Here is a 12,975-nt window from a genome sequence, read left to right as displayed (position 1 = left end):
CGGAGCGCCGATGGGGCGCCGCAACGTTATTCCGGGGCGTGCGGAGGGCGCGAGAACGAGATCGAGGCCGTGAAACGGCCGCAACCGCACGCACCCCCTCGGGGGTACCCGAGGTATGGCCGCCCCTCCAATAGGGCGGCAGCGTGCGATCTGTGGCGCCGATTTTTCCCGCACCGCTCCGCAGAAAGCAACAAAACCGACAAATATCCCCGGTGTGGCGAAGGAGGGTCCGCCGGCACCGGCCCGGCCGGCGACCGACCTGCGGCGGAGCGCGTCAGGACCGGGCTTCGGCTGGGCAGGTAGCAGCGGCGGCCGACAGCGTGGACGACGCGCAACCGCCCGGGGACATGGAACACGCACGCTCCGCTGCTCGCCGCCGGCAGCCGGCCGCGCGCCGAGGGCGGTCCCGTATGACGCGGCCGATGCGGCACGGTCGGCTGCCGGCCAACGGGCGGCCGCTATCCTGCGCCGCTTCGCCCCCGGCAGGCGCGGCAGCGGGGAGGGAGAACGCCACCCCGGGACCGCCACCCCTGCCGAGAGCCGGCCGTGCGCATGCGGTTGTCCGACTGGCGGCACCCCACTACCGTGCCGATGTGGACCTCTTCTCACACTCCTGGACGGCGCTGCGCACGGCCGTCGCCGAACTTTCGGACGAGGATTTCGCGCAGCCGTCCGGCTGTGCCGGCTGGCTCGTGCGGGACCTGGTGTGCCATCTGGTCATCGACGCCCAAGACGTCCTGATCACCCTCGCGACCCCCGCGGAGACCGAACCCACCCGCGACGCGGTGACCTACTGGGAGGTCGCCGAAGCGCCGCCGACCGGCGACGACCCGTTGGACGCGCTGACCGTCCGCCTGGCCGCCGCCTACGAGGAGCCGTGGCTGCTCAAGTTCCACCTCGACGACGTCGGCTCCGCCGCCGGCCGCGCCGCCGCACTCGCCGACCCGCGGCTGCGGGTCGCCACCCGCGGCGAAGTCCTGACCGCGGGCGACTACCTCTCCGCCTATGTCCTGGAGTGGACGCTGCACCACCTCGACCTGGTCGCGCACCTTCCCGCCGCGGCGCGGCCGCCCGCGGAGGGGCTCGCCCGGACCCGCGAGATGCTGGAGAAGATCGCCGGAACCGCGTTCCCCGCGTCGTTCTCCGACACGGACGCGCTGCTGGTCGGTACCGGACGGCGCCCGCCGACCGGCGCGGAGAAGGCCGAACTCGGGGAACTGGCCGCGAAGCTCCCGTTCGTCATCGGATGACGGCCGGCTGAACGGCCCCTTCGACGTGGGCGCGCGACCGGCACGCTGGCGGCAACCACCGCGTGCGGCGGCCGTGGCACGCGGTTTCCTGCGGGTCGGCACGACCGCACGCGTGCGGTCAGCGGCGGATGAGGCCGAAACCGGTCGCGGAGACGGCGACGGCGGCGGTGCGTGAGTCGCACCCGAGCTTGGCGCGGCCCGTCTTGGGTGGCCGGGTTCCCCCGGGACCGAGGCGGGCCGCGGGTGGCCCCGGTCGCCGTCGACTGGCGGGCGAGGTCTCAGCCGCGTTCACGCAGGTAGGCCTCCAGGTCCGCAGCGCCGGCCAGCTCGGCGCCCTGCCCGGCGCACGGGAGGACCCGAAGACGCTGGGCGGCCGCGCGGTGGACTGGCCGCGGTGGAAACCGGGTGCGGTGCTGCTGCCCGGGCTGCTGGTGCTGGCCCGGCAGGTCCGGTTCCGCGAGCGCGGTCCGGTGGGCCGCCTCCGGGGGCGCATGCGCGCCATCGGATCCGCGTGGGGGAGGGGAGGCCGTGGGACGGCCGGGCCCACGGCCTCCCCCCGCTGCCCGGTCAGGCGCCGACGTAGGCCGCCAGGTGCTCGCCGGTGAGGGTGGAGCGGGAGGCGACGAGGTCGGCGGGGGTGCCCTCGAAGACGATCCGGCCGCCGTCGTGGCCAGCACCGGGGCCGAGGTCGATGATCCAGTCGGCGTGCGCCATGACCGCCTGGTGGTGCTCGATGACGATGACCGACTTACCGGAGTCCACGAGCCGGTCGAGGAGGCCGAGCAGCTGCTCGACGTCGGCGAGGTGGAGGCCGGTGGTCGGCTCGTCCAGGACGTAGACGCCGCCCTTCTCGGCCATGTGGGTGGCCAGCTTGAGCCGCTGCCGCTCGCCGCCGGACAGCGTGGTGAGCGGCTGGCCGAGGCTGAGGTAGCCGAGCCCGACGTCGGTGAGCCGGCGGAGGATGGCGTGCGCGGCGGGCGTGCGCGCCTCGCCGGAGCCGAAGAACACCTCGGCCTCGGTCACCGACATCGCGAGCACCTCGCTGATGTCGCGACCGCCGAGGCGGTGGTCCAGCACCGATGCCTGGAACCGCTTCCCCTCGCACTCCTCGCAGGTGGTGGCGACGCCGGCCATCATCGCCAGGTCGGTGTAGATGACGCCGGCGCCCTTGCAGGTGGGGCAGGCGCCCTCGGAGTTGGCGCTGAACAGCGCCGGCTTGACGCCGTTGGCCTTCGCGAAGGCCTTGCGGACCGGGTCGAGCAGTCCCGTGTAGGTCGCCGGGCTGCTCCGCCGCGAGCCGCGGATCCCGCCCTGGTCGATCGACACCACACCGGCGCCGTCGGGGATCGACCCGTGCACGAGCGAGCTCTTACCGGAGCCCGCCACGCCGGTGACGACGCAGAGCACCCCGAGCGGGATGTCGACGTCGACGTCGCGGAGGTTGTGCGCGGTGGCACCGCGGATCTCCAGCGCGCCGGTGGGTTTGCGCACGGTCTCCTTGAGGGCGGCCCGGTCGTCGAGGTGGCGGCCGGTGAGGGTGCCGCTGGCCCGCAGGCCCTCGACGGTGCCCTCGAAGCAGACGGTGCCGCCCGCCGCGCCGGCCGCGGGACCGAGGTCGACGACGTGGTCGGCGATCGCGATCGTCTCCGGCTTGTGCTCCACGACGAGCACGGTGTTGCCCTTGTCCCGCAGCCGCAGCAGCAGGTCGTTCATCCGCTGGATGTCGTGCGGGTGCAGGCCCGTGGTGGGCTCGTCGAAGACGTAGGTGACATCGGTGAGCGAGGAGCCGAGGTGGCGGATCATCTTGGTGCGCTGCGCCTCGCCGCCCGAGAGCGTGCCCGAGGGCCGGTCGAGGGAGAGGTACCCCAGCCCGATCTCCACGAACGAGTCGAGGGTCTGCTGCAGCGTGGCGAGCAGCGGCGCCACCGACGGCTCGTCGAGGTCGCGGACCCATTTGGCCAGGTCGCTGATCTGCATCGCGCAGGCGTCGGCGATGTTGACGCCTCTGATCCGCGAGGCGCGGGCGGCCTCGTTGAGCCGGCTGCCGCCGCACTCGGGGCAGGTGGTGAAGGTGACGGCCCGGTCCACGAACGCCCGGATGTGCGGCTGCAGCGCCTCCCGGTCCTTGGAGAGGAACGACTTCTGGACCCGGGGGACCAGCCCCTCGTAGGTGATGTTGGTCTTGTCGATCTTCACCTTGGTCTGCTCGCGGTGCAGGAAGTCGTGCAGCTCGGTCTCGGTGTAGTCGCGGATCGGCTTGTGGGGGTCGAAGAAGCCCGACGCGGCGAAGATCCGCACCATCCAGCCGTCCGCGCTGTAGCCGGGGATGGTGATCGCGCCCTCGGCGAGCGACTTGCTCTCGTCGTAGAGCTGGGTCAGGTCGATGTCGGTGACGCTGCCCATGCCCTCGCAGCGCGGGCAGGCGCCGGCGGGCTGGTTGAAGCTGTAGTGGAACGCCGGTCCTGCGCTCGGCTGGCCGAGCCGGCTGAAGACGATCCGCAGCATGGCGTTGGCGTCGGTGGCGGTGCCGACGGTGGAGCGGGAGTTGGCGCCCATCCGCTCCTGGTCGACGATGATGGCCGTGGTCACCCCCTCCAGGAGGTCGACCTCCGGCCGCGCCAGCGTCGGCATGAAGCCCTGCACGAAGGCGCTGTAGGTCTCGTTGATCAGCCGCTGCGACTCCGCGGCGATCGTGTCGAACACCAGCGAGCTCTTGCCCGAGCCGGAGACGCCGGTGAACACCGTCAGCCGGCGCTTGGGGATCTCGACGCTGACGTCCTTGAGGTTGTTCTCGCGCGCGCCGTGCACGCGGATCAGGTCGTGGCTGTCGGCGACGTGCGGCGCAGGCGGCTGCGTGCCCGTCCTCGGGGCCGTGCTCATCGTGTCTCCATCTGTTGCGAGGGGGCCGCCTTCGCGGTCTCAGTCGGGGGTGGCCTGGTCGATTTAACCAGGTTCATGCACTACGCCCGTCCCGTCTTCGGTGGCGGGGTCGCGGCACCGCCCGCCGGGCCGCCTGCTCGGCGGCGGCCGACCGGGGTCGCCTCGGGCGGGAGCCCTGACCAGGGGATTCGGCCCCGTGCTGCCGGCGGGCCCGGCCGGAGGCCGGCGCGGGGCAGGGCGCTGTCGGACGGCCCGGGCGCGGATGGCGCGGCGAGGCCGGGGCAGCGGCGGGACGGGGCCTGGCATGGGAGGCGGGTCCAGCCGTCCGGCGGACCGGTCGGCCGCTGCGGCGTGCCGGTCGCGCGGCCCCCGGCGCGGCCCCTGGTCATGGGCCCGTCGGCGGGGTGGCTGGGCCCGGCCGGGCGGTCCGGTTCCTGCCGGTCGCGCCGTCAGCGGTGCTCGGTGCCTGCGCCCTGACAAGTCCCACGCGGGCCGGATGCGTTCATCGGCGGTGGCGTCTGGGGGACGCTGCCGCCGAAGCCGGTGGCGGCGGCCTCCGGGCGGCTGCCACCGGCTTCGTATGCGGGCTTCCGCACGGTCGCCGCGCCGGTGGTGGCGGCGACGCCGGACGGCTCAGCGCACCTGCTGGATGCGGATGTGGTTGCCCGCGGGGTCGCGGAAGGCGCAGTCGCGGACGCCGTAGGGCTGCTCCGTCGGTTCCTGGATGACCTCGGCATCGCTGGCCTGCACCTTCTCGAAGGTGTCGTCCAGGTCCTTGGTGGCCAGGACGATCCAGCCGTAGGTGCCCTTGGCCATCATCTCGGCGATGAGGCGGCGCTCCTCGTCGGTGACGCCGGGGTCGGCGGCGGGCGGCGCCAGGAGGATGCAGGTGTCGGGCTGGCCGACGGGGCCGACCGTGATCCAGCGCATCTTGCCACCACCGACGTCGCTGCGGACCTCGAAGCCGAGGACGTCGCGGTAGAAGGCCAGGGAGGCGTCCGGGTCGTCGTGCGGGAGGAAACTGGTGTGAATGGTGATGTCCATGGCAGATACGCTAGCCGCGGCCCGATGACGGCGCTTCTCGATTCCTGATCGGTCTGGTGACCTGCTTCTCGACGCACGAGGGCATGCCCGCGGCCTTGTGCGCCGCCTCGCGCCGGTAGACGCTGGGCGGGACGCCGACGAGTTCCGTGAAGCGGCTGCTGAAGGTGCCCAGCGACGAGCAGCCGACCGCGAAGCAGACCTCGGTGACGCTGAGGTCGCCCCGGCGCAGCAGGGCCATCGCGCGTTCGATGCGCCGCGTCATCAGGTAGGCGTACGGCGGCTCGCCGTAGGCGAGCCGGAACTGGCGGCTGAGATGCCCGGCGGACATGTTCACACCGCGGGCGAGCGCCTCGACGTCCAGCGGCTGCGCGTACTCCCGGTCGATCCGATCGCGGACACGGCGCAGCCGCGCCAGGTCGCTCAGGTGCTGCCATTCGGCGGATCTGCTGGTCACGTGCCTGATAGTGCCATGCCGCACCAGAGTGCTCAAGTCCGCGTATGTGCGCTGACCGGCGGATTTGTTCGCCGCGGCCGGGTCGCGCCGCGACGGCCGGCATGGCGGTCCGGAGCCGACTCAGGGGGCCCGAAGGGGGGACCGGGGCTGCGGAACGGCGCACATCCCCGGGGGACCCGGGGACATGCGGGTGCCGGGGTCCGCGGAGGAACGGGACGGTGAGTCCCGGCAACGGTCACATCCGTTGACGCCCCGCCTCATCAGGGGGCCCGGTGGCCGCTCTCGTCCGGTGAATCCGTCTCTGAGGGAGTCCCGTCGCGACTTGGCCGTGAGCGGCACCTGGTCGAGGCGGGGTAACTCCCGGGAATGGTGGTCTCCAGGAGTACCCCGGATCCCCGCGGCCGTCCACGTCACCTACCGGTCACTGTGCGGCTCACCGTAGCTTCGGGAGAACGAGTCCCTGAGTCCGTGGGCGTGTCGCCGTGCTGCTGGGCGTGGAGCAGTTCGAGGGCGCGTTCTTCGTAGCGGATGCGGGCCGCGGAGAAGTCGTACGGCATCTTGCCGATGACCTCCCACACGGGCGTCGTCGTCCCGCCCCCGTCCGCACTCTCGTCGTACCGCTCGAAGAGGTCGTCGTGTGCTTCTTCTCGTTCGGCGTCCTCGATGGCGGAGAGCAACGCGGTCTCGTGTGCGCACCGCTGGCGGGCGAGGGATTCCACGCGGGGGTCGTCGGGGGAGACGCTGTCGTCCAGGGCCGCCTCGGCCTCCGCCAGGCGGTCGTCCTCGGCCCGCAGGTCGGGCCGGGTGGCCAGGACGATGAACCGGTCGGCCTGGACGGCAGCGCCGAGGGGGCCGAAGACGCGCTCGGTGACCAGGAGGGCATCGAGATCAGAAGGGCGCAGGGCCCCGGGCGGTACCTGGCGCAGTCGACCGGCGACCAACGGGGAGAGCAGGCCGAGGGGGGTGCCGGACTCGCGCAGGCGGCGCACGGCGGTCCGCTGCCGTTCGATTGCGGCTGCCTTGGCGGTGAGGGACTCCTCCAGCCGGGCGAGCGACTGCTCGATGTCGCTGGCACCCGCCAGGGCGGTACGGATGTCGTCCAAGGGAACACCGGCGTCCGCCATTGTGCGGATCCACAGCAGGCGGATCATGTCGTCGTAGCCGTAGCGGCGGCGGTTGTCGGCGCCCCGCTGCGGTTCGGCGAGCAGTCCGATGTCGTGGTAGTGCCGGATGGCTCGGGGGGTGGTCCCGGTGAATGCGGCCGCGTCGCCGATGTTGACCCAGCGGGGAATCGCAGGCAGGTGCATGAAGGAAACCTCTCAGCGTCGTGCTCACCGTTCACTGCACCACATGCCGCTACGGCATGCGCAAACCCCGCCGCCGGCGTCGAACTCGTGGTCGGCGGTCCCGACGGATCTTTTCGAAGATCCATTGACGGCATCCGTACAGGGAAAGGTCTCCTGACACGACCCTGGTCAGCGTGCCCAGCGGGACCCGCCGACTTCGCTGCTCGCGTGGCTCCGGGAGAGCTGCGGCGGCATCGGCCGCACCCCCGCGGCCACATGGCCTTCGGCTTGCACGGTGCGGCGGCGCAGGGTTCGCACCTGCGCCGCCCCCGCGCTGCCCGCCTGCGGCGAGGGGCGGGCGGCCGAGCGTTCCGGCGGCACCGGGGTCAGCGGCCGGCGAGCTCGTCGAAGATCTCCACCAGTTCGGGTCGGCCGAACGGGCCCACGTGGGGAGCGGCGACACTGCGCACGTCGGTCGGATTGCCCGGGGTGAGGCGGTCGGCCTCGCGGATGAACCGGTCCTGCAGGGCCGGCGGGATCAGCCGGTCCTGGGTGAAGCGCACGTAGGTCCGGGGGATGCGGCCCCAGGTCCGCGCTTCGCCCCGCGCCTCGGCGAGCGGAATGCCGACGGGCTCGTCCGGTTCGAGCATGTTGAGCATCCGGCGCACCCCCTCGTCGTCGAAGTCGCCGGCGAGGCACTCCCGGATTCCGCGGAGCGCCGCCGGGTCGGCCGTGCGCCAGTTGATCCGCGCCACCCCCAGGACCGCCGGGTCGCCGGCCTGCGCCCGGAGCACCCCGCCGAGCAGGCTGTCGCCGTTCTCCGGAGTGGCGAGGTAGGCGGCCATGTTCGGCAGGTCCACGCAGCAGTACGCCGCCACGTAGACCACCCGCTCGAGGAGCTCGGGCACGGCGTTGCCGACCCTGCTCACGGTGACCCCGCCCTGGCTGGCGCCGACGAGGATCACCGGCCCGTGGCGGCGGGCGCGGCGTACCACGTCCACGACGCGCTCGGCGTAGTCGTCGAGGGTGAGTCCGGCCAGCGGCGACGGCTCGGTGGCCAGCGCCGCGGCGTCCTGCGGGGCCTGGTAGGCGCGCGGGAAGAACCCCTCGTGGCCGTGCCCCGGCAGGTCGACGGCCGCACACCGGTGCCCGCGCAGGGCGAGTGCGCTGGTCAGCCCCGTCCACGAGGACGAGGAGGAGTTCGTGCCGTGCACGAACACCAGGGTCGGCGGCCGCCGATCGCCCTCGGAGGCGCCGGCGGCGGTGGTGGTGGTGCCGTGGTCCGCTGTCATCGCTGTGCTCTTCCTTCTTCCGTTCGCTGTCGGGTGGTGCGGCCGCCGAGGGGCGCGGGGATACTCCTCGGGGGTCAACGGCACGCTGGGCGCCACATCGGCCACAGCGGCGGGCCGTCCGCCACGCGGACCGGGGCGCCGAGGTCCTCGAATCCGTGCCGCTGGTAGAGGGCGCGGCTCCGGGGCGAACTCGCCTCCAGGTACGCGGCGAGCCCGTCGGCGTCCGCCCGTCGCAGTCGGTGCCGCAGCATCGCGGAGCCGAGTCCGCCGCCCTGCCGCCCGGCGGCCACCCCCATGCAGGCGAGGTAGAGGTGCGGTTCGCGGCCGAGGTGGCGGCGGGCCAGCGCCTGCCCCAGGGCGTGCAACCGCGCACCGCCCGCGCCGAAGTCGGGGGGCGGGCCCGCCGCGGGCGCCTCTGGGTGCTGCCCGTGGGGGGACTGGCCCGCGGCCAGTCGCAGCCACAGCGCGGCGCCCTCGCGATGGCCGGCCAGGTCGGCCTCGGCGGCGGGGTGGGCGAGCTGGGCCCGGTAGAAGCGCTGCTGGAGCCGGGCTCGTTCGCTGGCCTCGGGGAACAGCCAGCGGGCGACAGGGTCGTCCATGAACGCCTCGGTGAAGACGTCCACCACCACCTGCCGCTCCGCGGCATCCGCCCGCCATACGGATGCGTACGGTGTATTTGATGTCATGCGTCCACGGTAGCGAGATCTGCCCTCCACAATGGTGTTTGTGCGAAGGAAGTGCACTGGGGAGGGGTGATTGGACTAGTACACTGTCCGACTAGGAACGACCGCACCGACGGACCGGAGGCCCCATGTCGTCGTCACCGCACCGGCCGGAACCGCCCTACCGGCAGATCGTCGCGGAGATCCGCGCCCGGATCGCGGCCGGCGACCTGCGGCCCGGGGACCGGATGCCGTCCATCCGGCAGATCGCCCAGCGATGGGGAGTCGCGGTCGCGACCGCGACCCGGGTGATGGCGACCCTGCGCGACGAGGGACTGGTCGAACCGAAAGTCGGTTCCGGCACGGTGGTCAGCGCCCGCGCCGTGCCGAAGCGGCCGGGCGGCCCGGGCGTGCCGCCGCGGCCGCGGCAGCCCCGGGCCGCCGGGCGGGCCCTGACCCGTACGCGGGTGCTGCGCACCGCCATCGCGATCGCCGACGTCGAGGGGCTCGACGCCGTGTCCATGCGGCGGCTCGCGGCCGAGTTCGGTGTCGGCCCGATGTCGCTGTACCGGCACGTGGCCAACAAGGACGAGCTGGTGGCGCACATGGTCGACGAGGCCTTCGGCGAACTCCGGCTCCCCGTCCCGGGTCCCGAGGGGTGGCGGGCCAAGCTCGAACTGATCTCCCGCGAGCAGTGGCAGCTGTGCCGGCGCCACCTCTGGCTGCCCGGGGCCGTCCCGTTCACCCGCCCGCTGCTCGTGCCCAACCTGACGGCCCACACCGAGTGGACCCTGCGTGCGCTCGACGGGCTCGGGCTGCCCATGGAGACACGGATCCGGGAGGCGCTCACGCTGCACGGCCTGGTCCTCACCGTCGCGCTGTCCATGGCGGACGAGGCCGAAGCCGAGCAGGAGACCGGTGTGACACTCGACCGGTGGCGGCAGGCGCAGCGGAAGCGGACCGACGAGCTGCTCGCCGGCGGACGGTTCCCGCTGCTGGCAGCGGTTCCGGCGGACGCTGTGTCGGACCTGGACGGACTCTTCGAGTACGGCCTCGCGCGCCACCTCGACGGTTTCACCGCCCTCGTGGCGGACGGGCGCGGACTGTCGGCGTAGGGAGGCCCCGGTGTGACCGACCGGGCCGGGGCCCGCGCCGGCCACGCGAGACGAGGTGAACGCTCGGGCCTCCTCAGCGCGGGCCACCGCCGAATCGCCGTAGCCGCCCAGCCGAGTGCCTACTGGGCGGCTGGGACCCGCATCCTGCGGGACCACCTCGCCGCACGGGGCGGCACCCTCATCGAACTCGACATGGGCGCGCTCGCCCCCGCGACCGTGTGCGACGAAGTGGTCGACAGCCGCGCGACAGCACTCCTCCTCCTGGTCGGCCACCCGGAGCCGGCCGTGCCGATCGTCACGTCCATCCGCCGCGACCAGCGCCTCGACGACATCCTGATCGGCGCTCCGGCCGGGCCAACCGGAGTGCGCCGAATGGGCGGCGCTGCTGGGCGGCGACAGCGCCGCGATCCCGTTCCTGCGCTACCTGCCCGAGCGCCTCAGCCCGCTCGGCGCACGAGTGGAGGGGGCCCTGCGCGAGCGGCTGGCCGAAGCGCCGTCCTTCGTCGCGTTCGACGACTATGACACGGTCACCGTGCTCGCCGACGTGCTGCGTTCCCACGGCGCGGACCGGGCGCGCACCGCCGGATCCTGGGCGCGTGTCGCGGTCGAAGGCACCCGCGGGGAGATCCGGTTCTCCCGCATGCCGGGCATCAGCGTTTGGCAGTGGGCGCGGCCACCCCTCCACGTCGTTGCTCGGGACCCGGCGGAACCCGGCCGTTTCCGGGTCCTCCACACCGGCTGAGGGCACACGGAGGGCCGAGTGCCCGGAGCTGTCCGAACGTGAGACTGTCCACCGCTCTAGCGGCGGCCCGGGAAGGAGGTGCCGCCGCGGTTCCGCTGATCCCCGACGCCGAGCTGGGCGGCCGGCGGTGCCACGGAGGCGCGTGCTCCGACGGGCCGTCCAGGGACGGTCCCGCCGGTGATTCCGGTACCTCGCCCCCGCACACCCGATGCCTTCCACAGCTGACCAATTTGCCTAAACACATTAGGCAACTACATAATCGGCTGTGACGATCGGAGGGAAGGTTATGGCACGGGTAGGCCTGACCGCGGACCGCCTCGTCCGGGCGGGGGCTGACCTCGCCGACGAGGTCGGCTTCGACCAGGTGACCGTCTCAGCGCTGGCCAGGCGGTTCGACGTGAAGGTGGCGAGCCTGTACTCGCACGTGAGGTCCTCCCAGGACCTCAAGACCAGGATCGCCCTGCTCGCGTTGGAAGAACTCGCCGACCGGGCCGCCGACGCCCTGGCCGGCCGGGCCGGCAAGGACGCCCTGACCGCCCTCGCCAACGTCTACCGCGACTACGCCCGCGAGCATCCCGGCCGCTACGCCGCGGCCCAACTCAGGCTCGATCCGGCGACGGCGGCCGCCAGCGCCGGCGTCCGGCACGCCCGGATGACGCGGGCCATCCTGCGGGGCTACGACCTCGCGGAACCGGACCAGACCCACGCGGTCCGGCTGCTGGGCAGCGTCTTCCACGGCTACGTGACCCTGGAGCTGGGGGGCGGGTTCAGCCACAGCGCCCCCGACACCCAGGAGACCTGGTCGCGGACCCTGGACGCCCTCGACGCCCTGCTGCGGAACTGGCCCGCACCCTGACCGCGGCCCGCCCGCACCGCAGGCACCGACCCCCGCGACCGGACCTGCGAACCACGAACGTCCGCGAATCCCGACCAGCAGGCTGACACGATGCACATCCGGCACCACTGGACTACCACGCCCATCACCGCCGATCTCCTGCGCGGCGCCGTCGACCTGGAGCGCACCGAACGCGGTGTGCTGCCGCACCGGCTGCCCGCCCGCGCCCAGTGCGCCGACCCGCAGCTGGCCATGGCCGAGTCCCAGCCCTCCGGGGTCCGGCTGGCCCTGCGCACCCGGGCCACCGCCGTCGAGCTGGACACCGTGCCCACCAAACGCGCCTACCTGGGCGCACCGCCCCGCCCGGACGGCGTGTACGACCTGCTCGTCGACGGGCGCCTCGCCGGCCAGGCCAGCGTGGCCGGCGGCGACACCGTGGTCATCGACATGGCCACCGGTACCGCCGAGAACCGGCCCGGCCCGGCCGGCACCCTCCGCTTCGCGGGCCTGCCCAACCGCGTCAAGGACGTTGAGATCTGGCTGCCGCACAACGAGACCACCGAACTCGTCGCCCTGCGCACCGACGCACCCGTGGAGCCCGCGCCGGACGCGGGCCGCAGGGTGTGGCTGCACCACGGCAGCTCCATCAGCCACGGCTCCGACGCCGCCAGCCCCACCGCCACCTGGCCCGCTCTCGCCGCCTCCCTCGGCGGCGTCGAGCTGGTCAACCTGGGCCTGGGCGGCAGCGCCCTGCTCGACCCGTTCACCGCCCGCGCCATGCGGGACATCCCCGCCGACCTCATCAGCGTCAAGATCGGCATCAACCTCGTCAACAGCGACCTGATGCGGCTGCGCGCCTTCACTCCGGCGGTGCAGGGCTTCCTCGACACCATCCGCGACGGCCACCCCACCGCACCGCTGCTGGTCGTCTCGCCCCTCCTGTGCCCCATCCACGAGGACACCCCCGGCCCGAGCGCCTTCGACTTCAGTGCGATCAGCGCCGGGCGACTGCGGTTCCGGGCCACCGGCGATCCCGCCGAACGGACCGCCGGCAAGCTGACGCTCACCGTCATCCGGGATGAGCTGTCCCGCATCGTGGCGCAGCGGGCGGCCGAGGACCCGCACCTCGGCTACCTCGACGGACGCGACCTCTACGGCGCGGCGGACTTCGCGGAACTGCCGCTGCCCGACCAGCTGCACCCCGACGCCGCCGCCCACCGCCGCATCGGCGAACGCTTCGCCGAGCTCGCGTTCGGCGTCGGCGGCCGGTTCTCAGGGGCCGGCCAAACCGGCCACGGGACGCCGCACGCGGGAGCCGCCGCTGGGCAGGAGCCCAGGTAGCGGCCCTGGGAGGCGGTCCGGGGCGGCCGGGCTGGCCGCCGGCATCCGCGTCCGCGCCACGAGCGGGCCTCCTC

General features: G+C 73.3%; 11 protein-coding genes. 5 read left to right on the top strand and 6 right to left on the bottom strand.

The genetic code is table 11. The annotated features are described in order from the left end of the window. The first annotated feature begins 593 nt into the window (after nucleotides 1-593). Nucleotides 594-1,250 carry a maleylpyruvate isomerase N-terminal domain-containing protein gene (locus tag DEF28_RS11730; RefSeq protein ID WP_114396711.1) on the top strand — a complete coding sequence of 219 codons (657 nt, stop codon included), beginning with the start codon at nucleotides 594-596 and terminating at the stop codon, nucleotides 1,248-1,250. Between the two features lie 567 nt (nucleotides 1,251-1,817). On the opposite strand, the gene DEF28_RS11725 is transcribed toward DEF28_RS11730, so the two are convergent. The 6 genes from DEF28_RS11725 to DEF28_RS11700 all read right to left on the bottom strand — a co-directional run bounded on the left by DEF28_RS11725 (nucleotide 1,818) and on the right by DEF28_RS11700 (nucleotide 8,892). Beyond that, complete coding sequence (locus tag DEF28_RS11725) at nucleotides 1,818-4,130, bottom strand: ATP-binding cassette domain-containing protein (protein ID WP_114396710.1); 2,313 nt, start codon at nucleotides 4,128-4,130, stop codon at nucleotides 1,818-1,820. 633 nt (nucleotides 4,131-4,763) lie between these two features. Beyond that, on the bottom strand, nucleotides 4,764-5,174 hold the full coding sequence (locus tag DEF28_RS11720) for a VOC family protein (protein WP_114396709.1): 411 nt from the start codon (nucleotides 5,172-5,174) through the stop codon (nucleotides 4,764-4,766). A 10-nt stretch (nucleotides 5,175-5,184) separates the two neighbouring features. Further along, on the bottom strand, nucleotides 5,185-5,628 hold the full coding sequence (locus DEF28_RS11715; RefSeq protein ID WP_114396708.1) for a helix-turn-helix transcriptional regulator: 444 nt from the start codon (nucleotides 5,626-5,628) through the stop codon (nucleotides 5,185-5,187). Between the two features lie 410 nt (nucleotides 5,629-6,038). Beyond that, nucleotides 6,039-6,935 carry a MerR family transcriptional regulator gene (locus DEF28_RS11710; RefSeq protein ID WP_114396707.1) on the bottom strand — a complete coding sequence of 299 codons (897 nt, stop codon included), beginning with the start codon at nucleotides 6,933-6,935 and terminating at the stop codon, nucleotides 6,039-6,041. A gap of 365 nt (nucleotides 6,936-7,300) precedes the next feature. After that, nucleotides 7,301-8,206 (bottom strand): alpha/beta fold hydrolase, encoded by a 906-nt coding sequence (locus tag DEF28_RS11705; protein ID WP_114396706.1) that lies wholly within the window; start codon nucleotides 8,204-8,206, stop codon nucleotides 7,301-7,303. A 74-nt stretch (nucleotides 8,207-8,280) separates the two neighbouring features. Beyond that, the gene (locus tag DEF28_RS11700; RefSeq protein ID WP_114396705.1) at nucleotides 8,281-8,892 is read right to left on the bottom strand and encodes a GNAT family N-acetyltransferase; all 612 of its coding nucleotides are present in this window, start codon (nucleotides 8,890-8,892) and stop codon (nucleotides 8,281-8,283) included. A 125-nt stretch (nucleotides 8,893-9,017) separates the two neighbouring features. Between DEF28_RS11700 and DEF28_RS11695 the strand changes: the two genes are divergently transcribed. From DEF28_RS11695 to DEF28_RS11680, 4 genes are all read left to right on the top strand, one after another. Then, nucleotides 9,018-9,983, top strand: coding sequence for a GntR family transcriptional regulator (locus DEF28_RS11695; RefSeq protein ID WP_114396704.1), 966 nt, complete (start codon nucleotides 9,018-9,020; stop codon nucleotides 9,981-9,983). Between the two features lie 457 nt (nucleotides 9,984-10,440). Beyond that, complete coding sequence (locus tag DEF28_RS28400; protein ID WP_233515246.1) at nucleotides 10,441-10,725, top strand: hypothetical protein; 285 nt, start codon at nucleotides 10,441-10,443, stop codon at nucleotides 10,723-10,725. A 286-nt stretch (nucleotides 10,726-11,011) separates the two neighbouring features. Further along, nucleotides 11,012-11,581: a TetR/AcrR family transcriptional regulator gene (locus DEF28_RS11685; RefSeq protein WP_114396703.1), complete on the top strand. Its 570-nt coding sequence runs from the start codon at nucleotides 11,012-11,014 to the stop codon at nucleotides 11,579-11,581. 90 nt (nucleotides 11,582-11,671) lie between these two features. Then, nucleotides 11,672-12,901 carry a GDSL-type esterase/lipase family protein gene (locus DEF28_RS11680; RefSeq protein ID WP_114446139.1) on the top strand — a complete coding sequence of 410 codons (1,230 nt, stop codon included), beginning with the start codon at nucleotides 11,672-11,674 and terminating at the stop codon, nucleotides 12,899-12,901. Nucleotides 12,902-12,975: the final 74 nt, after the last annotated feature.

Source organism: Marinitenerispora sediminis, assembly GCF_003336425.1.
Classification (GTDB): Bacteria; Actinomycetota; Actinomycetes; order Streptosporangiales; family Streptosporangiaceae; genus Marinitenerispora; species Marinitenerispora sediminis.
The sequence above is the reverse complement of the archived record's forward strand: the minus strand, read 5'-3'. Positions and strand labels throughout refer to the sequence as shown.